An 18,742-nucleotide genomic window follows, 5' to 3' on the forward strand; every position below is an offset into this window, starting at 1 on the left:
CGACAGCACCCGACCGGGGCCGGCGGCCGGCGGCACCGGCGACCAGGCCCCGGACTCGTTCCTCGACGGGACCTGGACCGGCACCGGATCCGGCCCGGGCGAGGGCCGCGGGATCGGCCCGGGCTTCGGAATCGGTCAATCCCCCGATGCCCGGCGGGCGTTGACGGCCAAGGTGCTGTGGATCGGACTGTGGCTGTTCTTCCTCGCCGAACCGGCCGACGACCTGCTGCACGGTCGGCACGGCGTCGTCGCCAGGGTCTGCGGCACACTCGGACTGCTGCTGTTCGTCGGCACGTACGTGGTGCTCGTCTTCCGGCACACCAGCCGGCTCACCGACCGGGTCGTCGTGCGCATCGTGCTCGGCGCCCTGCCGGCCGGCGCCGTGGTGCTCGCCCTCACCCTCGGCGAACCCTGGCTCGTCCTCTTCGTGTACGTCGCCGTGGCCTGCGGTGCCGTACTGCCCGCCCGCCGCGCCCGGTTCGCGATCCCGGCCGCGACCAGTCTGATGGTGGTGACCGCGCTGGTGCTCGGCGTGGGGCCCGAGGTGGGTCTGATGATCCCGGCGCTGCTCGGCGGGTTCTCCATGGTGGCGGTGGGCCAACTGGTCCGTACGACCGTGCAGTTGCGGGAGGCGAGGGCACAGGTGGCGCAGCTCGCGGCGAACGAGGAGCGACTGCGGCTCGCCCGCGACCTGCATGATCTGCTCGGCCACTCGCTGTCCCTGATCACGCTCAAGAGCGAGCTGGCGGGGCGGATGCTGCCCGACCGGCCGGAGCAGGCGGCGAGTCAGGTCGCCGACATCGAGGCGGTCGGCCGCCAGGCACTTGCGGACGTACGGGAGGCCGTGACCGGTTACCGGCGACCGCGTCTCGCGGGCGAACTCGCCGCCGCACAGGAGGCGTTGCGGGCCGTGGGTATGACGGCGGCGGTGCCCGGCGAGCTGCCGTCCGCGCTGGGCGACGCCCAGGAGGCGGCGCTGGCCTGGACGTTGCGTGAGGCGGTCACCAATGTCGTACGGCACAGCGGCGGGCACCGTTGCGTGGTGGGTGTCGTACGGCGCGAGACGCTCGACGGGCCGGTGGTCGAGCTCTCGGTGGAGGACGACGGCGCGGGCCCCTCCGGCGCCGCCCCGGGCAACGGCCTCGCAGGCCTGACCGAACGCCTCGCCGCGGCCGGCGGCACGCTCGAGACCGGCGCCGCCCCGGGGCACGGCTTCCGCCTGGTGGCCCGGGTCCCGGCGGCTCCGTAGGATCCGGGACGTGAACGGCGAGGGCGACGACGAGCAGGACACTGCGGCGGCGGGCGGTGGCACGGTCCGGGTGCTGCTCGCCGAGGACCAGGCGATGGTGCGCGAGGCACTCGCCGCGCTTCTCGGGCTCGAACCGGACATCGAGGTAGTCGCGCAGGTGTCGCGCGGCGACGAGGTGGTCGAGGCGGCGCGTCGGCACGCGGTGCACGTGGCGCTGCTCGACATCGAGATGCCGGGCAGTACGGGAATCGAGGCGGCGGCCCGACTGCACGCGGAACTACCCGGGTTGAAGGTGATCGTCCTGACCACCTTCGGCCGCCCCGGCTACATGCGCAGCGCCATGGAGGCCGGCGCGCACGCCTTCCTGGTGAAGGACGCCCCCGCAGCCCAACTCGCCGACGCCGTACGCAAGGTGCTCGCGGGCGAGCGGGTCATCGACCCCGCCCTGGCGGCGGCGGCCCTCGCGGAAGGCGCGAACCCGCTCACCGACCGCGAACGCGAGGTCCTGCGCGCAGCCGCCGACGGCCGCACCAACGCCGAACTCGCCACCGCCCTCAACCTCTCGCAGGGCACGATCCGCAACTACCTCTCCACGGCCATCCAGAAACTCGCCGCCCGCAACCGCGCCGAGGCGATCGCCCGGGCCCGCGACAAGGGCTGGCTCTGACCGGGTGACTCCCACCCGCCGTCCGGGGATCCGTTTCGGGGGACGGCGCCAACACGCCTTCTGTACCGTCGAGTCCGCGCGCCTCGGGTCGGGCCGGACACAGAGAGCCGGAGCCTGAGCCGGAGCCGGGGCGTGACGGGGAGCATGCAATGGGGGCAGTTCAATGATGTCGGCACCGGACGGGCTTCCGTGGTGGTACCGGACGCGGCACCAAGTAGCTGGTTTCGTCGGGTACTTCGTCTCGCTCGGCATCGCGCATCTCGTCTCGGACGTGTCCTGGGACGCGGGCCTCGCCTGGGGCATTCCGGGCGCTGTCGTCGCGACGGTGGGTCACGGCGCGGCCAAGCGGCGCTACGAGACGTTGCACGACCTCGACATGGAGGGCCGGCCGCGCGACTGGGCCTGAGGTAAGGGGGCGTCGACCATCCCTGGTGCGCGATCGGTTCGAGCAACGCTCGTCTGCGCGACTGATCCGGACGACGGCCGGGCGGCGCAGGGAAGGGCGAACCGGCCCGCATCCGGCTGGCCGCTCCTGCAGAGCGCCATGCTTCCGGTCGGTGCGGTCGGTGCGGTCGGTGGGTCGGTCTGCACTACTCCCGGACGGCCTGTCCCTCTGCTCCCTCTGCTCCCTCTGCCGCGTCCGCGTACCGAGCCGCGAGGTGGCGGAAGGCTTCCGTGAGGGCGGGTGGGCCGACGACTTCGACGGCGGTGTCGAAGCGGCCGATCGCGGAGGCCAGAGCGATCCAGGACCAGGAACCGAGGGTCAGCCGGCAGCGGTCGGGGCCGAGCGCCTCGACGAGTCCGTCCCCGGCGAACGGCGCGACGTCGGCCGCCGGTCGGCCGAGCACCACCACCCCCTGACACGGCCAGTCGGAGCCGGTGCCGTCCGAGCCGCGGAACCGGCTCATGACGAAGGCGGAGACATCGCCGCCGGGCACCTCGCGCGGCGTGAAGCGGGGGCCCGTGGGAGTACGCGGCCGGATGCGGTCGACGCGGAACGTCCGCCAGTCCTCCCGGTCGAGATCCCACGCGAGCAGATACCAGCGGCCGTGCCGGGTGACCAGGTGGTGCGGCTGGACGCGGCGGCGCTGCCCGGGAGCGGCGGTGTCCGCGGCGCCGTCCGGGACGTGGTCGAAGCGGAGTTCGGCGTGGGCGTGGACGGCGGTGGCGAGGTCGGTGAGGACCTGGGTGTCCGGGGTGGGGTCGTGCGCGTCGCCCGGTGGGTGGACGGCCGTGACGCGCAGCGTGTCCATGCGGTGCCGCAGCCGCGGCGGCATGACCTGGCGGATCGTGGCGAGCGCGCGGGCCGCGTCCTCGGCCAGCGTGGTGCCCGCGACCGCCGACTGCAGCGCCAGGGCGACGGCGACGGCCTGATCGTCGTCGAAGATCAACGGCGGCAGCTGCGCCCCCGCCTCGAGCCGGTATCCCCCGGCAGGCCCCTTGACGGCGGTGATCGGATACCCGAGCTCGCGCAGGCGGTCGACGTCGCGGCGGACCGTGCGCGCAGTGACGTCGAGCCGCCCGGAGAGCTCGTCCCCGGACCAGTCACGGCGGGTCTGCAGCAGGGAGAGCAGAGCGAGCAGGCGCGAGGACGTCTTGTGCATGCCTCTCAGGGTGCCCGCAGTACAGGACACAACCTGTCCGCCATCCCTGTGACAGTCGACGCAGAGCGGGGAACGACCGAACGACCCGCACCCGAGCGAGGAGCCGACATGACCGTGACGACCACCACCCATCTGAATTTCCGGGGCGAGGCGCGTCAGGCGCTGGAGCACTACGGCGACGTCTTCGGCGGGCGCGCCGTCGTCGTCACGTACCGCGACGTCGGCAACGTGCGGCGGGAGGACGAGGCGGACTGGGTGACCTGGGGCGAGGTGCGGGGGGAGAACGGCTTCCACGTGATGGCCTACGACGTACCGTCCGCACTCCCTTGGAGCCGGGGTGAGAACCCGTTCTTCGTCTCTGTGCGCGGCGAGGGCACCGCCGAGATCGAAGCGCTCTGGAAGCGCCTCGCGGAGGGCGCCACGGTGGTGCAGCCGCTGGCCGCCTCACCGTGGGCGCCGCTCTACGGCATGCTGACCGACCGCTTCGGCATCACCTGGGTCCTGGACGTCGCCGCCCCGTACAACGGCTGACGGACGCCTGGGCGCCGGCGTTGTGCACGGGTGTCGGCGGCCCCAGGCCGAGATCATCGGGGCCGTGGCCAGGTCGAGGGTGCCGGTGGCGACGTTCGCGAGATGCCGTTCGATCTCCTCGTCGGTGGCCAGGCCCTCGGCCACCAGAAGGCCGCGGATCTGCCGTACGGTCGCGGCCTCGAGTACGGCACACGCGGGCGAGGTGATCGGGAAGAAGGCGTCCGCCCGGACGTCGTCGAGGCCCGCCTCACGCAGCAGCCTCGGCAGCGTTCTGCCGTACGCGAGGTCGGCGCCGCGTGCCGCCATCAGCTCGCGGAAGCCGGTGCGCAGCCGGTTGGCGAGCCGCTGTTCGGGCCCCGATTCGTCCGGGCAGAGCAGCGGCTGCAATCCGGGATCGGCGTCCTCGAGGAGCAGTCGGCCGCCGGGGCGCAGCGCCCGGACCATGCTGCGCAGCGCCGCGGCGCGATCGGTGACGTGGACCAGGACGAGACGGGCGTGGACGAGGTCGAAGCCGCCGGGCGGTGGGGGGTCGGCGGCCACGTCGTGGCGCAGCACCTCGATCACGTCGTCGGCGGCGTCCCGGGTCCAGGAGACGTCCAGGTCGGTGGCGACGACCCGTCCCGTGGGGCCGACGCGTTCGGCCAGGCCGAGGGGTACGGAGGGGCCTCCGGCACCGACCTCCCAGCACCGCATCCCCGGACCGATACCGAGTGCGTCGACGTGCCGGAACGTCACCGGATCGAAGAGCTCGCCGAGCGCGCCGAAGCGGATCCCCGCCTCGGTCTGCCGGTTGTCCAGGAGGTAACCGCGATCGTCGTCGTGCTGGGACATGCCGGGATTCTGCCACGGGGTTGTCGAGGGCAGCGGGCACTGAGCAGCGGGGCCAAGGGGCAGGTGGCGGGCGGCGGGTGCGCTGCGACGGTTCTTGCCCGGGCTCACTGCACCCGGCTGAGGATGCCCTCGGTGGATCCGGCCGTCACGTCCCCGGCGGATCCGATCCCGCGCACAGCGCGACCCCGTCCGGTGCCGCGCACGGCACATGGCCGTGGGTGCGCATGACGTCCTGGCCGCTGCCCCGGCTCATGTAGTTGAGGAAGCTGGAGACCAACGAGTTCGCGGGCGGCCGCCCGTAGGTGTAGGCGTACTCGGTCTCCCGGAACGGGTACGCCTCCCCGCTTCCGCCCGACCCTCCGCCCGACGGATCGGCCTCCTCGCCGACGGTCGGGGTGTGCCCGTCCAGGCGCAGCACCTTCGTGCCCTCGGGCCGGCTTCCGGAGCGCAGTTCGCTGTAGCCGATGGCGCCCGGTGTGCGGGCGACGGTGTCCAGGACCTGGGGTGTGGAGTCGAGTTCGCAGCGGATGACCGCGGCCCCGGGGTCGTCCCTGGTACGGCAGTCGCGGGACGAGTTGGCGGGTTCGTTGCGGCCGAGGACGCGGCGCTGGAAGACCTCACGGGTGCCGGAACCGGCGTCGCGGCTGATCAGGACGATGGGCAGGTTCGGGCCGCCGAGCGGCTGCCAGTTGCGGATGTCGCCGCGGTAGATCCGCCGGACCTGGTCGAGGGTGAGGTCGTCGACGCCGCTGACGCCCTGGTGGACGACGAGGGCGAAGGCGGACACGGCGACGCTGTTCTCGCGCAGGTCGCCGAAGCCGCGCGGCTTCGGTCCGTCGGACATGCTGATCACGGCCGGTGATCCGCCGTCCGACGCGCGCCCCTCGGCGTCGAGCGCCTGGATGCCCGCCGTACTGCCGCGAGTGTCGACGTCGACCTTCGAACCCGGGCAGTCGCGCATGTACTTCTCCGCCAACTCCTCGGCGACCGGCTCGAACGCGGTGGATCCGGTGACCTTGATCGTGCCCTTCTCGCAGCCCATCGGAGGCCCGGGGTCTTCGTTGCCGCGCAGCAGGATCATCGACGCGAGGACGAGAACGAAGAGGGTCAGGACGGTGGTGAGGCCCTTGGCCATCCGGTGGAAGCGGGTGGGGCGTTCGTCCAGGGTGGTGGACTGGTTGGGCTCCACCGAACCGTTCGCGATGCCGCCCCGCACGTCGATCCTGCTGTCCGCGGGCCCGCCGGTGAGCATCACCAGGATCTTGTAGAACTCGCCGCTGTTGATGGGCACCTTGGGCAGCCGTACGAGGTTGTCCTCGCTGGTGTAGCCGGAGTCCGTGCCGAAGTGGTCCGTCAGGTCGTCGATGTTGCGTTCGGTCAGCGCGACCCCGCGGACCGTGCGGCCGGCGAACTCGACGGTGAGCCCGTGGGCGCGCGGACTGGTGTAGTCGGCCGCCAGGATGGCCGCTGATCCGTCGTTCTCGATACGGATCAGTACGAGGGTGGCGTCGGGCAGTCCGGCTATCTGGTCGAAGACGCCGAGGCGCGACTCGTCCTCCGCGTCCACCTGGGCGCTGCCGATCGGGGCGTCCATCTGCACGCGGTGGCCGATCCGCCGCCGGCGCGGCACGCGGCGTTCGTACCAGAAGATCGCCACGGGTGCGATGACACCGACGATCAGGGAGAACACGGCGATGACGTTCTCGGCGTTCAGCCACTCCACGGGTGCCTCGCACGGTGATCCGGCGGTGTTCCGGCGGGTGGTTCCGGCCGGTCGGTCCGGTCACCGTACGAAGTTCCGGCGGGGTGTGGAGGAGGGTCGCCGAGTACGTCGACCCGTGTTCGTCGATTGTTCAACTGCCGTGCCTGCACGGCGAGTTCCAGCGCCGCGGAGGCGTCAGTCCTTGCGGTACGTGAGCGGGTCGCCGCCGCTGCCGACGAGTTCGCGCTCCAGGGTGTCGGCGTCGCGCAGGTGCAGCACGCTGATCTGGCCGGGCTGACAGCTGCCGGTGTCGCCCCTGATGACGGAGGACGGGCCGAGGGTCAGTTCGTCGCCGGTGCCGGAGCGCAGCGTCGCCTCCCAACGGCAGTCGTGGTTCGGGCCCTTGCCGTCCAGGGTCATCACCACGTCGTCGGTGTCGCCCTGGACGATGGTCATGACGCGGGTGTTGGCGCCACCCTGCGCCTGGAAACTCGCCCGCCAGGTGCCGATATAGCGTTCGGGCACGGTGCCGGCCCCCGAGGGCGAGTCGCTCGGCGACGGGCTCTCCGGGGCCGGCGAACGTCCGCCGCCGTCGGATCCCGGGGAGGCGTCGCCGCGCTGCTTCGGGTCCTGGCTGCTCCCGGCTCCCGCCCCGGTCCTCCCGTCGTCGCCCTGCATCAGCGCGTACACGGCCCCGCCCGCACCGATCGCCACGACCAGCGCCACCGCGACGAGCACGGCGGTACTCCGGCCGCTGCGCCGCGGCGGCGGGGGGCCGTACGGGGGTGTGTGGCCGTACGGGGAGGTGGTGCCCCACCCGTCGGGGCCGTACGGGGGCCTGGGGGACTGGTAGTTGGGGTGGCCGTGGGCGCCCTGGGGGTGCGGGTAGCCGTAGGCGATGCCCTGCGCGTGTGCGGGGCCGTGGGTGGGGGTGCCGCCCGGGTACGGGGCCCCCGCTGCCGCGGCGCCCGGTGGCGGGCCCGGGGGTGGGGCACTGCCGGCGGCCATGGTCGGGAGGTGGTCGACGGGGGCGGCGCCTGGGGTGCCGGGCGGGGGCGGGGTGGCGTTGTCCGCGGGGGTGCCGGGGGTGCCGGTGCCGTCGGCCCGGTCCTCGCCCGGCCGGTCTCGGCCCTCCCGGTCGTCGCTCTCCCGGGCACTCGCGGGGCCGTCGTCGGACGGTGCGCCGTCGGCCGGTTCTCCTGCTGCCGATCGACCGTCGACCGGAGCCGCCGCCGCCTCTTCCGCCCTCGCCGCCGCTCCCGCGTTCGCCGCGTCCTGAGGCTCCGGCGCCGACAGGTCATCCGGGCCCTCGGAGTCGAGCAACTCGACCGCATGGCGGCCGAGTTGGGCCACCAGGACCCCGGGAAGCCAAGGGTCCCCGGTGCGGCCGCCGTCGACCGTTCCCTCGGCGTCGGTGCGTTCCAGGATCGTCTCGAGCGAGGGTCGTCGCTCCGGGTCCTTGGCCAGGCAATCAGCCACCAACTCCTGGAGGGACTCCGGAAGTTCGGAGAGGTCCGGGTCCTCCTGCGCGATCCGGAACATCAGTGCGTGCACCCCGCTGGTGGCGGTGCCGAAGGGCAGTACGCCGCTCGCCGCGAACGCCAGGACGGAGCCCAGGCAGAACACGTCGCAGGCGGGCGTGATCCGGTCCCCGCGCACCTGCTCGGGCGCCATGAACCCGGGCGATCCGACCAGCGCGCCGGTACGGGTGAGTCCGCCGTCGGTGACGGTCTCCAGAGCGCGGGCGATGCCGAAGTCGATCACGCGGGGGCCGTCGATGGTGACCAGGACGTTGGACGGCTTGAGGTCGCGGTGCACCAGGCCCGCCGCGTGGATGTCCTGCAGCGCGTGCGCGAGACCGGCGGCCAGGATGCGGGTCGAGCGCTCGGGCAGCGGCCCGTGGTCGCGCGAGACGACCGTGCCGAGCGAAGGGCCGACCACGTAACCGGTGGCCACCCAGGGGACGGGCGCCTCGGTGTCCGCGTCGAGCACCGGCGCGGTCCAGCGGCCGCCGACCTGCCGGGCCGCCCGCACCTCCTGCCGGAACCGGGCCCGGAATTCCTCCTGTTCGGCCAGTTCCTGCCGGACGAGCTTCACTGCGACCGTACGGCCGCGCGCCGAACGCGCCAGGTAGACCTGCCCCATTCCTCCCGCGCCGAGCCGCGCGATCAGCCGGTAGGCCCCGATCCGCTGCGGATCCGTCGGCCCGAGCTTGTCCATGAAGGCACCTTTCCCCCGTTCCCCCGTACCAGCCGTACGCAGTGAGAATAGTGCCGAATTCCAGGCGCCCGACCGACCGTGCCGCAATGGTTACCCGGGTCCGGGGGCTGCCCGCTGCGCCGTGTCCCGGCCCTGGCTCCGCACCCCGTTCTCGCTCTCCCCGAGCACGGCGTCCATCGCTGCGGTGAGCCGCCCGAGGGTGCGGGCCGTGCGGGCGAACTCCTCCTCGCCCAGCTCGGCGGCGAGGCGCGTCGCGAGGAGCGCGTGTCCCGGGTCGATGCGCCGCACCGCCGCCCGGCCTCGTTCGGTGGGGGCGACGAGTTTGGCCCTGCGGTGTGCCGGGTTGGGTGCGTAGTCCGCGAGGCCGTCGGCGACCAGGCGGTCGGCGACGCGCTGCACGCTCTGCCGGGTGATGCCCATCGTGCGGGCGATGCCGGACACCGACCTGGGTTCGTCGAGCACGGCGCCGAGCACCTGCCACCACGCCGCGGTGAGACCCGCCGGGCCGGCCAACTCCTCGGAGATACGCAGGAATTGACCATTCAGCCGGAAGACGTCGAGCGCCGTACGGCTGAGCAGATCCTGCTGCGCGCGGGTCATCGGGCGTCCTCTCCGGATCCCGCGCCCGCCTCGCCGTCCGCCGCCCCGGCCTCCGCTTCCGCCTCCGCCTCCGCCGCGGCGACGATCTCGTACGCGGCCGGGTCCGAGTCGTGGAACAGGCGGTACCAGGCGTCGAGCACCTTGCCCTCGTACACCCCGAGCAGGCCGAGCAGCTCGCGGGCGAACGCCACGGGCTCGGTCGGGCCGGCCGTCACCACGCCTCGGTCGGTGACCGCGTCCGTCTCGACGTAACTCTCGCCGCCGCCGTAGCCGGTGGCCGCGAGGTAGTACGAGATGGCGCTGGTGTGCTTGCGGTCGTCGAGCAGTCCCTCGCGGGCGAGACCGGCGGTCGCGCCGCAGATCGCGCCGACGGGCACGCCCGCGTCGACGAACTCGCGGGCCTTGCGGGCGAAGGGCGCCAGTTCGTCGCCGGTGTCCCAGCGGCCGCCTCCGGCCAGGATCAGCAACTCGGCGTCCTCGGGGCGGAGTTCGTGGAGAGCGAGGTCGGGGGTGATGCGGAGGCCGCCCATGGTGGTGACCGGGTCGCGGGTGAGGCCGACGGTGCGGATGTCGTAGGCGCCGGCCAGATGGGCGGTCGCGTGGCCGGTCTCCCAGTCGGCGTAGGCGTCGTAAACGGCTGCGTAGACGGTCTTGCGGGGTGCGGCGGTGCTGGTGCTCATGACGTCCTCCGGGTAACCCACTGGGATGCGTTCTGTAAGCATGCTGTCAAAAAGGCAGCATGCTGTCAATCGCAACGGAGGTCACTCCGCTCACCCACACCGTCCGTGCCCCTCGTGACCTCGGTTTCACGTGAAACTGCCGGTCACCCGCCGCCGGTGCTCCGTGCCGCCGGGGCGGACACTGTGTCGCGTGGGGCCGGGCAGGCGCAGACAGGGCGCCGATGCACAGCTCACATGCCGGACATCTACCCTCGGCCGCATGACCCCTCATGCCGATCCCGCCCAAGGTGCCGCGGTCAAGGCCGCGGACCGTGCCCATGTGTTCCACTCCTGGTCAGCGCAGGAGCTGATCGATCCGCTCGCCGTCGCAGGCGCCGAGGGAGCCCACTTCTGGGACTACGACGGCAATCGCTACCTCGACTTCACCAGCGGCCTCGTCTACACCAACATCGGCTACCAGCACCCCAAGGTCGTCGCAGCGGTCCAGGAGCAGGCGGGCAAACTCACCACGTTCGCGCCCGCCTTCGCGATCGACGTACGGTCCGAGGCCGCACGCCTCATCGCCGAGCGCACCCCGGGCGACCTGGACAAGATCTTCTTCACCAACGCGGGCGCGGAGGCCGTCGAGAACGCCGCCCGGATGGCCCGGCTGCACACGGGCCGCCCCAAGATCCTCAGCGCGTACCGCTCGTACCACGGTGCGACCGCGGCGGCGATCAACCTGACCGGGGATCCCCGGCGTTGGGCCTCCGACAACGGCAGTGCGGGCGTCGTCCGCTTCTGGGCTCCGTTCCTGTACCGCACACCGTTCTACGCCGAGACCGAGGAGCAGGAGTGCGCCCGCGCGCTGCAGCACCTCGAGGACACCATCGCCCATGAGGGCCCGCAGTCGATCGCCGCGATCTTCCTCGAGACGATCCCCGGCACCGCGGGCATCATGGTCCCGCCGCCCGGCTACCTGCCCGGCGTCCGCGAGATCTGCGACCGGTACGGCATCGTGCTCGTCCTCGACGAGGTGATGGCCGGCTTCGGGCGTACGGGTGCATGGTTCGCGGCCGACCACTTCGACGTCGTTCCCGACCTGCTGACCTTTGCCAAGGGTGTGAACTCGGGGTACGTGCCGCTCGGCGGGGTGGCGATCTCGGGCGAGATCGCGGACACCTTCGCGCGCAAGCCCTACCCGGGCGGGCTCACGTACTCGGGCCACCCGCTGGCCTGCGCGGCCGCGGTGGCGACGATCAACGTCATGGAGGAGGAGGGCGTCGTCGAGCACGCGGCCCGGATCGGCCGCGAGGTGTTCGGTCCCGGCCTGCGAGAGCTCGCGGAGCGGCACCCTTCGGTGGGCGAGGTGCGGGGTCTCGGCGCGTTCTGGGCGCTCGAACTGGTCCGTGACGCGGAGACGCGCGAGCCGCTGGTCCCGTACAACGCGACCGGCGCGGCGGCGGCGCCGATGGCCGCGTTCGGCGCGGAGTGCAAGAAGCGGGGCCTGTGGCCCTTCATCAACATGAACCGCACCCACGTGGTCCCGTCGTGCAACATCTCCGAGTCGGAGGCGAAGGAGGGCCTGTCCATCCTCGACGCCGCACTGTCGTCCGTGGACGACGCCCTGTGAATCCACAGGCCTAGCCCTGCCGGCTGGTCCTCAACCGCCGACCCCGCCCTGCCGGCTGGTCCTCAACCGCCGACCCCGGAGCCCGCCCGGCGTTTGAGGACAAGCCTGCGAGGGCGAATCCGGAGCCCGTGCGGCGTTTGGGGGCGAGCCTGTGAGGGCGAATCCGGAGCCTGTCCGGCGTTTGGGGACGAGCCTGTGAGGGCGGGCACACCCGGAGCCCGCCCGGCGTTTGAGGACGAGCCCGCCAGGGCCGAAACAGAGCCCGTCCGGCGTTTGAGGACAAGGCGCCCCAGCGCCGGGGCTGGAGAAGTGCCCCCACCCCACCGGCAGAGAACGAGACGATCGGCTGAAACCCCACCCCCTGTCCGGGAGGACATAGGGTGGCTGCCGACCAGGCCCGCAAGGGCCACCCGCACCACCGAACCACCAGCCCGTGAGGGCACTCGCACCCCCGGGGGAGGGCAGCCGCATGCGCGTGACCCGCAGCACCCTGCGCCAGCAGATAGCCGACGCCCTGCGCGACGAGGTGCTCGCCGGGCGCCTCCACCCGGGCCACGAGTTCACGGTCAAGGAGATCGCCGACCAGTACGGCGTCTCCGCGACCCCCGTGCGCGAAGCGCTCGTCGACCTTTCCGCGCAGGGCCTCCTGGACTCCGTCCAGCACCGCGGATTCCGCGTGCACGAGTTCACGCTCCCCGACTACCGCGGCATGGTCGAGGCCCGCCGCCTCGTCGCCGAGGCGCTGTTCCAGGGCATCGCGGAACGCCCCCTGCCGGATCTCGCGGACGCCGTGCTCTCGGTGCGGCGCCGTGCGGAGGAGGCCCAGCGTGCGGCCGGCGCCGGCGACCTGGACGTACTGATCGGCTACGACCTGCGCTACTGGCGCGAGCTGAGCACGCTGTTCGGCAACCCGTACCTCTCCGAGTTCCTGCACCGGATGCGCGTACAGGCCTGGGTGTTCCTGGTGCCGCTGCTGCGCCGCGACGACCGCCGCGAGCAGCTGTGGTGCGGCCACCTGGAACTGGCGGCCGCGGTCGAGGACCGCGACGCGGAACGGGCGCGGGCCCTGGTCAGGGAGTACTACGCGGACGCGCTCGCCCAGGCCGAGCGCCTCGCCGGATGACCGGCGTGGCCGTGGACGCGGGGACCGGCGCGGACGTGGCCGAGGTGGAGCTGACCGTCGTGGTGCCGGCTTACAACGAGGAGCACCGGCTCGGCCCCACGCTCCGCTCGATCGCCGACCATCTGCGGAAGAGTCGTTTCGCCGGCTGGGAGCTGATCGTCGTGGACGACGGTTCCACGGACGGCACCCGCGCGGTGGCCGAGGCGGCCGCGGCCGAGGAACCGTCCGTGCACGTCGTCTCCGGCGACGTCAACCACGGCAAGGGCCACGCCCTGCGGCTCGGCGTCTGCGCCTCGTACGGCCGCCGGGTGCTGGTGACCGACGCGGATCTGGCGACGCCGATCGAGGAACTCGACCGGCTCGACCGGGAGCTGACCGAGGCGGGTGCGACGGCCGTGATCGGCTCGCGCGCGCTGCCGGGCGCATCGATCGAGACCCACCAGCACCTGGCCCGTGAACTGCTCGGCCGGGGCGGGAACTTCCTGATACGCGCGGTCGCGGTGCCGGGGATCAAGGACACCCAGTGCGGGTTCAAGTTGTTCGACGGTGACCGGGCGCGCGAGGCGTTCGCGGCGACCCGGGTGGACGGCTGGGCGATCGACGTCGAGGTACTGCAGTACTTCCGCCGCAAGGACTGGCCGCTCGCGGAGGTCCCGGTGCGGTGGGCGCACCAGGAGGGGTCGAAGGTCCGGCCCCGGGACTACGCGGGCGTACTCGCGGAGCTGGCGGCGCTGCGGACGCGGCGGCTGCCCGGCCGGGGCCGGAGGCCTCGGGCGGCGAGGGATCCGAGGAATCTCGCCGTGGCCGGTCTCTTCCTGCTCGCCGCGTTCCTGCTCCAGGTCGGCCGCTGGGTCGATCCAGGGGGCCGGTACCTGCCGGACTCCCTGCAGGACCAGAACCAGTGGGAGTGGTTCTTCGCGGTCACCGCGGACAACGTCCTGCATCTGCGGAATCCGCTCTTCACCGACCTCCAGGGCTTCCCCGACGGCGTGAACCTGATGGCGAACACGGTGATGCTCGGCCTCTCCGTCCCGTTCGCCCCGATCACCGAACTCCTCGGCCCCGCGGTCAGCCTGGCCCTGGTGATGACGCTCGGCCTGGCCGCCACCGCCTACGCCTGGTACTGGCTGATCCGGCGCAGACTCGACGTGGGACGGGCCGCGGCGGTGACCGGCGCGGCCCTCGCGGCGTTCGCGCCGCCGATGGTCAGCCACGCCAACGCGCACCCGAACTTCGTCGTCCTGTTCATGCTCCCGCTGATCGTCGACCGCGCGCTGCGGCTGTGCGAGGGCACCCGTGTGGTGCGCGACGGGGTGCTGCTCGGCCTGTTCACCGCGTACCAGGTCTTCCTCGGTGAGGAGCCGCTGCTGCTTGCGGCGATGGGGCTGCTGCTGTTCGCGATCGGCTACGCGGTGGTGCGCAGGGACGTGGCGCGGGAGGCGATCCGGCCGCTGGCCCGCGGGGTCGGCATCGCGCTCGCGGTGTTCCTGCCGATCGTGGCGTTCCCGCTGTGGTGGCAGTTCTTCGGTCCGGGGAGCTACCACTCGGTGCTGCACGGCGACGGCGCGGGCAACAGCCCGTTGGCCCTGCTCTCGTTCGCGGAACGCTCGCTGGCCGGCGACCGGGAGACCGCGGACGGCCTCGCGCTGAACATCACCGAACAGAACGCCTTCTACGGCTGGCCGCTGGTCCTGCTCGCCTTCGCGATCGTCGTACGGCTGTGGGAGCGGCCGGTCGTCAAGGCGCTCGCGTGGACGGCGCTCGCGGCGGCCGTCCTGTCGCTCGGCCCGGAGTTCCGGATTCCGGGGACGGACACGGTGCTGACCGGGCCGTGGCGGGCTCTCGCGCACCAGCCGCTCTTCGAGTCGGTCATCGAGTCGCGGGTGGCGATGGTGTGCGCCCCGGCGCTCGGGATGCTGGTGGCGCTCGGCATCCATCAGCTCGTCACGGCGCGCGGGGTGCGGCGTCCGCACCGGGTCGCGGGACTCGCGGCGGTCGCGGCGGCGCTGCTGCCGATCGTGCCGGGGCCGCTGCACACGGTGGACCGGGCGGAGGTGCCGGAGTTCGTCGCGGACGGAACGTGGCGCGATTACGTCGACACCGCGGCCGGTGAGTCCCTGGTGCCGGTACCCCTGCCGGATCCGGGTGCCGCGGAGGCACTGCACTGGCAGACCACCGCCGGTCTCGGCTTCCGGCTGCCGGGCGGCTACTTCAACGGCCCGTACGGCGAGGACCGCAAGGGCATCTACGGGGCGGTGCCGCGGCACACCTCGAACCTGCTGCGGGAGGTCGCGGTCAGCGGCCGCGTACCGCAGCTGTCGAAGGCCTGGCGCGAACAGGCCCGCGCGGACCTGGAGTTCTGGCGGGCGGGCGCGCTGGTGGTGGCACCGCAGCGGCACACCGAGGCGCTGCGGGCGACACTGGAGGGACTCCTGGGGCGCAAGGGAACGTGGATCGGCGGCGTCCTGGTCTGGGATCTGCAGGGGGGCAGCTGACCGGGCCCTTCGGCCATTACGCTGCCTGGACGGCCGCCCACCTGGCCGGACGACGAAGTGAGGAGCTCTCTTGGCCTGTGACCTGTGGCTCGTCCCCTTGGTCGATGTGCTGTGCCACAGCCCCGACAACCCCTTCTCCGAAGAGCTCGCCCTCTACGACAGAACACTCGGCGAGGCAGGACTGCCGCCGGTACCGGTCTTCTCCTACATGCCGGGACTGTCCGGGGACGTCGCCCCGGTCGCCGGCTTCGACTACGACGCGCTGCACTTCCTGCGCCGTGCGTACCTCCTGCAGATGTGCGGTCTTCCGGTGACGCCGGTGGACGAGCTCGGCGGTGACTACGAGCAGCTCCTGGAGATGTTCGAGACGACCGCGCAGCAGTCGCACCTGGTCTGGCACTACGACCACGCCGGCGCCTACGTCCCCGTCGACTTCGCCGAGCCGCTGGTGAACGACGACCTCCTGGAGGGCGGCGGCCCGCTCGGCTCGGCGCAGGCCCTGCTGCGGGAGCTGGAGTTCGTGGGCCCCGCGATCGGCATCGACCCGGCGAACCCGCCGGCCGCGCCGCAGGCCCCCGAGGGCCCCACCGACCTCGAGGAACCGGCGGCACCCGCTCCGCACGACGACAGCCCCTTCGCCCGCGAACGCCACGTCTGGCTCGGCCTCCACGCGGCCGCAACCCGCAGCCTCGGCCAGGGCTCCATGATCGTCTTCAGCTGAACCGGCGAGTGGCCGGAGTGTCCGCCTCCACCGTGACGGCGTTCCGCTCGCCGGAGCGGGTGGCCCGTCCACGTCGGGGTTCCCGCGCTTCCGGGAGCCCCGCCGGAGGGGCCTCGTCGCCTTCCACGACCCGCTGCGGGAGCCTGCTGCACCGCTTCCTCAGCCGAGTACGAGGGACTCGTCCCCGAAATCGGCGACGCGCTTCAAGCGGCCGCCGAGGGCGGCGACACGGGCAGCCGAGGTGTCGACCTCGGCGCGCGTGACGGCGCCACTCTCGAACCCGGAGACATACGGGGGCGTCCGGAAGACGTGCCCCCGACTCGAACGACCGGAGTCGGCCGTCGTCAGATTTCCGGCGGCCGCTGGCGCGGCATGTTGGGACGGGGGACCGGGGGAGTCGGGAAGCGGCCCGGCGGCGGGGTTTCGGGGCGGAAGGACGGGCCCGAGGCCTGGATCATCAAAGGGGTCGGGCCGGAGCGGAACTCGACCATCCAGTCGGCTGTCTCCGAGCGGACGAGTTCGGTGACGTCCTCCGAGAAGCGGCGCAGGACACCGAGGCAGCGCTCGGCCGCCTCGCTCGCCGTGCCCTCCGTGGGGCCGAGCATCTCGCGCACACTCTCCGACGCCCAGTCGAACTGCAGGACCTGCAGGCGCCGTTGGACCGCCTGGGCGGTGGCGACATCTCTTATCCAGCCGGAGGTGAGACCGAAGTACCGGTCACAGCCGACGCAGGCCACCGCGAGCAGCAGGGCCAGATAGCCCCACGGTGCGGCGCCGTCGGCGGTCGCCGTCAGGTCGAGCAGGGGCAGCGCGGCGCCGGCGACCGCGCCGAAGGCGGCGCCGCTGCGCAGCGCGCGGGCGAGGCGCCGCTTCCATGAGCGGTCGTCGAGATACCAGCCGGCGGTGCGCAGGGCGTTCGACTCGACCCAGCGGTAGAGCTCGTCGAGCCGCTCGGCCGGTGCGCCCCAGTCGCCGAGCGGGAAGGGGCGGCCGGTCAGGTCCCCGCGCGCGGTGTCGGCGCTGTCACTCGCGGGGGAGTCCGGGCCGCCGGCCGCTGCGCCCCGGTCCGTGGCGCCGTGCGCCGGCGCCGTGCCGCCCGTCGTCTCGTGGTCGTCCGCGCGCTCGGGCTTGCCCCCGTCGGGGCGGGGAACCTCGGGTTGCCTCTCCGGCTGGCTCACCGGCACTCCCTCGACTTCTACGGCTGGGACCGGGGCGTACGCCACCGCTCGGCGCGGGCGCCGCGGAGGGTGCCGCGGAACCACGGAGGGTGATCGGTGCGCGCCCCAGGGCCCGGCTCGGGGAGGCGGGCCCTGCTGTGCAGCCCCCTTCCTACCGCCGTGCGGGTGGCTGTGCGGCCCGTTTGGCGCCTTTTCCGCCCGGAAGGGGGCCTTGATCAGGTATAGGGCCCCGGTGCCACTCACTCGAAAGAGTGCTGGGGCGATCCGTCCCCCGAGCACGTACGCTCGTGCCAGGCGGGAAAAGCCGCACCCGAGGCGACTTCCCGCCCCGCGGAACAGCAAGAAGCACACCGTCCGGGGGCAGGCCCTCGGAACGGCGGCAGAACCCCAGAAGCCGTACGACGAGAGCCAGGAGCTGATCGTGATTCCCGGTGGTGGCCAGCCCGACATGCAGCAGCTGCTGCAGCAGGCCCAGAAGATGCAGCAGGACCTCGCCGCCGCGCAGGAGGAACTGGCGAGGACCGAGGTGGAGGGGCAGGCGGGCGGCGGTCTCGTGAAGGCCACCGTCAACGGCTCCGGCGAGCTGCGCGGCCTCGTGATCGACCCGAAGGCGGTGGACCCCGAGGACACCGAGACCCTCGCGGACCTGGTCGTCGCGGCGGTCCAGGCGGCGAACGAGAACGCGCAGGAACTGCAGGAGTCCAAGCTCGGCCCGCTGGCGCAGGGCCTCGGCGGCGGTGGAATGCCCGGACTTCCGTTCTAGGTGTCGGCGGGGCGACCGCAGATGTCCGAGGGATGTCCCTTCGGAGTATCTCTTCTGGGGTCGGCCCCGCACCAACTACCGTACGAGCCAGGCAAGTGACAGGAAGGCAGTCCGTTGTACGAAGGCGTGGTCCAGGACCTCATCGACGAGTTGGGCAGGTTGCCCGGCGTCGGTCCCAAGAGCGCGCAGCGGATCGCCTTCCACATCCTGCAGGCCGAGCCGGCCGACGTACGGCGGCTCGCGCACTCGCTCCTCGAGGTCAAGGACAAGGTCCGCTTCTGCGCCGTGTGCGGCAATGTCGCGCAGCAGGAGCTGTGCGGTGTCTGCCGCGACCAGCGCAGGGACCCTGCGGTCATCTGCGTCGTGGAGGAGCCGAAGGACGTCGTGGCGATCGAGCGGACGCGTGAGTTCCGCGGTCGTTACCACGTGCTCGGCGGTGCGATCAGCCCGATCGAGGGCGTCGGACCGGACGACCTGCGGATCAGGGAACTGCTCGCCAGGCTCGCCGACGGCACCGTCACCGAGCTGATCCTGGCGACCGATCCCAACCTGGAGGGCGAGGCCACGGCCACGTACCTCGCCCGGATGATCAAGCCGATGGGCCTGAAGGTCACACGCCTGGCCAGCGGACTCCCCGTCGGGGGAGATCTGGAGTACGCGGACGAGGTCACCCTGGGCCGCGCCTTTGAAGGGAGACGACTCCTCGATGTCTGAGCTGACCGAGACCCACGCCCCGAACCCCCCGATCGCCGAGCGGTCGGACGCG

General features: G+C 72.6%; 17 protein-coding genes. 10 read left to right on the forward strand and 7 right to left on the reverse strand.

Annotated elements, in window-relative coordinates; genetic code table 11:
* Nucleotides 1-112: 112 nt before the first annotated feature.
* From DSC45_RS32210 to DSC45_RS32220, 3 genes are all read left to right on the forward strand, one after another.
* Nucleotides 113-1,249 carry a sensor histidine kinase gene (locus DSC45_RS32210; protein ID WP_119295616.1) on the forward strand — a complete coding sequence of 379 codons (1,137 nt, stop codon included), beginning with the start codon at nt 113-115 and terminating at the stop codon, nt 1,247-1,249.
* 10 nt (nt 1,250-1,259) lie between these two features.
* Nucleotides 1,260-1,916, forward strand: a complete 657-nt coding sequence (locus tag DSC45_RS32215; RefSeq protein ID WP_276145483.1) for a response regulator transcription factor — start codon at nt 1,260-1,262, stop codon at nt 1,914-1,916.
* Between the two features lie 163 nt (nt 1,917-2,079).
* Nucleotides 2,080-2,322, forward strand: a complete 243-nt coding sequence (locus DSC45_RS32220) for a hypothetical protein (protein WP_119295561.1) — start codon at nt 2,080-2,082, stop codon at nt 2,320-2,322.
* A gap of 184 nt (nt 2,323-2,506) precedes the next feature.
* Here the strand turns inward: DSC45_RS32220 and DSC45_RS32225 are convergent, their stop codons facing one another.
* Nucleotides 2,507-3,520 carry a helix-turn-helix transcriptional regulator gene (locus DSC45_RS32225; RefSeq protein WP_119295562.1) on the reverse strand — a complete coding sequence of 338 codons (1,014 nt, stop codon included), beginning with the start codon at nt 3,518-3,520 and terminating at the stop codon, nt 2,507-2,509.
* A 108-nt stretch (nt 3,521-3,628) separates the two neighbouring features.
* On the opposite strand from DSC45_RS32225, the gene DSC45_RS32230 reads away from it, so the two are divergent.
* The gene (locus tag DSC45_RS32230) at nt 3,629-4,051 is read left to right on the forward strand and encodes a VOC family protein (protein WP_119295563.1); all 423 of its coding nucleotides are present in this window, start codon (nt 3,629-3,631) and stop codon (nt 4,049-4,051) included.
* Here the strand turns inward: DSC45_RS32230 and DSC45_RS32235 are convergent.
* From DSC45_RS32235 to DSC45_RS32255, 5 genes are all read right to left on the reverse strand, one after another.
* Complete coding sequence (locus DSC45_RS32235) at nt 3,965-4,882, reverse strand: methyltransferase domain-containing protein (RefSeq protein WP_119295564.1); 918 nt, start codon at nt 4,880-4,882, stop codon at nt 3,965-3,967. The genes DSC45_RS32230 and DSC45_RS32235 overlap by 87 nt on opposite strands.
* Nucleotides 4,883-5,027: 145 nt before the next feature.
* Nucleotides 5,028-6,605 (reverse strand): substrate-binding domain-containing protein, encoded by a 1,578-nt coding sequence (locus DSC45_RS32240; protein WP_119295565.1) that lies wholly within the window; start codon nt 6,603-6,605, stop codon nt 5,028-5,030.
* 174 nt (nt 6,606-6,779) lie between these two features.
* Entirely contained in the window at nt 6,780-8,804 is a 2,025-nt protein-coding gene (locus DSC45_RS32245) for a serine/threonine-protein kinase (RefSeq protein WP_119295566.1), read from the reverse strand.
* 90 nt (nt 8,805-8,894) lie between these two features.
* Nucleotides 8,895-9,404, reverse strand: a complete 510-nt coding sequence (locus DSC45_RS32250) for a MarR family winged helix-turn-helix transcriptional regulator (protein ID WP_119295567.1) — start codon at nt 9,402-9,404, stop codon at nt 8,895-8,897.
* Complete coding sequence (locus tag DSC45_RS32255) at nt 9,401-10,084, reverse strand: type 1 glutamine amidotransferase family protein (RefSeq protein ID WP_119295568.1); 684 nt, start codon at nt 10,082-10,084, stop codon at nt 9,401-9,403. The genes DSC45_RS32250 and DSC45_RS32255 overlap by 4 nt, the downstream gene beginning before the upstream one ends.
* A gap of 259 nt (nt 10,085-10,343) precedes the next feature.
* On the opposite strand from DSC45_RS32255, the gene DSC45_RS32260 reads away from it, so the two are divergent.
* The 4 genes from DSC45_RS32260 to DSC45_RS32275 all read left to right on the forward strand — a co-directional run bounded on the left by DSC45_RS32260 (nt 10,344) and on the right by DSC45_RS32275 (nt 16,035).
* Complete coding sequence (locus DSC45_RS32260; RefSeq protein ID WP_119295569.1) at nt 10,344-11,696, forward strand: aspartate aminotransferase family protein; 1,353 nt, start codon at nt 10,344-10,346, stop codon at nt 11,694-11,696.
* Between the two features lie 469 nt (nt 11,697-12,165).
* Nucleotides 12,166-12,819, forward strand: coding sequence for a GntR family transcriptional regulator (locus DSC45_RS32265; protein WP_119295570.1), 654 nt, complete (start codon nt 12,166-12,168; stop codon nt 12,817-12,819).
* Nucleotides 12,816-15,314 carry a dolichyl-phosphate beta-glucosyltransferase gene (locus DSC45_RS32270; protein ID WP_119295571.1) on the forward strand — a complete coding sequence of 833 codons (2,499 nt, stop codon included), beginning with the start codon at nt 12,816-12,818 and terminating at the stop codon, nt 15,312-15,314. Before DSC45_RS32265 ends, DSC45_RS32270 begins: the two co-directional genes overlap by 4 nt.
* 70 nt (nt 15,315-15,384) lie before the next feature.
* Complete coding sequence (locus DSC45_RS32275) at nt 15,385-16,035, forward strand: hypothetical protein (RefSeq protein WP_119295572.1); 651 nt, start codon at nt 15,385-15,387, stop codon at nt 16,033-16,035.
* A 344-nt stretch (nt 16,036-16,379) separates the two neighbouring features.
* On the opposite strand, the gene DSC45_RS32285 is transcribed toward DSC45_RS32275, so the two are convergent.
* Nucleotides 16,380-17,033: an SLATT domain-containing protein gene (locus DSC45_RS32285; protein WP_119295618.1), complete on the reverse strand. Its 654-nt coding sequence runs from the start codon at nt 17,031-17,033 to the stop codon at nt 16,380-16,382.
* Nucleotides 17,034-17,634: 601 nt separating this feature from the next.
* Here DSC45_RS32285 and DSC45_RS32290 point away from each other — a divergent pair.
* Entirely contained in the window at nt 17,635-17,976 is a 342-nt protein-coding gene (locus tag DSC45_RS32290) for a YbaB/EbfC family nucleoid-associated protein (RefSeq protein WP_119295573.1), read from the forward strand.
* A gap of 114 nt (nt 17,977-18,090) precedes the next feature.
* Nucleotides 18,091-18,690: a recombination mediator RecR gene (gene recR, locus DSC45_RS32295; protein WP_119295574.1), complete on the forward strand. Its 600-nt coding sequence runs from the start codon at nt 18,091-18,093 to the stop codon at nt 18,688-18,690.
* Nucleotides 18,691-18,742 lie beyond the last annotated feature (52 nt).

This window comes from Streptomyces sp. YIM 130001 (assembly GCF_003574445.1).
Lineage (GTDB): Bacteria > Actinomycetota > Actinomycetes > Streptomycetales > Streptomycetaceae > Streptomyces.

Bases quoted from the DNA above. Each gene is read 5' to 3' on its own strand.
- DSC45_RS32255 (WP_119295568.1), bottom strand. From the start codon at position 10,084: ATGAGCACCAGCACCGCCGCACCCCGCAAGACCGTCTACGCAGCCGTT.
- DSC45_RS32260 (WP_119295569.1), top strand. From the start codon at position 10,344: ATGACCCCTCATGCCGATCCCGCCCAAGGTGCCGCGGTCAAGGCCGCG.
- DSC45_RS32250 (WP_119295567.1), bottom strand. From the start codon at position 9,404: ATGACCCGCGCGCAGCAGGATCTGCTCAGCCGTACGGCGCTCGACGTC.
- DSC45_RS32265 (WP_119295570.1), top strand. From the start codon at position 12,166: ATGCGCGTGACCCGCAGCACCCTGCGCCAGCAGATAGCCGACGCCCTG.
- DSC45_RS32225 (WP_119295562.1), bottom strand. From the start codon at position 3,520: ATGCACAAGACGTCCTCGCGCCTGCTCGCTCTGCTCTCCCTGCTGCAG.
- DSC45_RS32270 (WP_119295571.1), top strand. From the start codon at position 12,816: ATGACCGGCGTGGCCGTGGACGCGGGGACCGGCGCGGACGTGGCCGAG.
- DSC45_RS32230 (WP_119295563.1), top strand. From the start codon at position 3,629: ATGACCGTGACGACCACCACCCATCTGAATTTCCGGGGCGAGGCGCGT.
- DSC45_RS32220 (WP_119295561.1), top strand. From the start codon at position 2,080: ATGATGTCGGCACCGGACGGGCTTCCGTGGTGGTACCGGACGCGGCAC.
- DSC45_RS32245 (WP_119295566.1), bottom strand. From the start codon at position 8,804: ATGGACAAGCTCGGGCCGACGGATCCGCAGCGGATCGGGGCCTACCGG.
- DSC45_RS32235 (WP_119295564.1), bottom strand. From the start codon at position 4,882: ATGTCCCAGCACGACGACGATCGCGGTTACCTCCTGGACAACCGGCAG.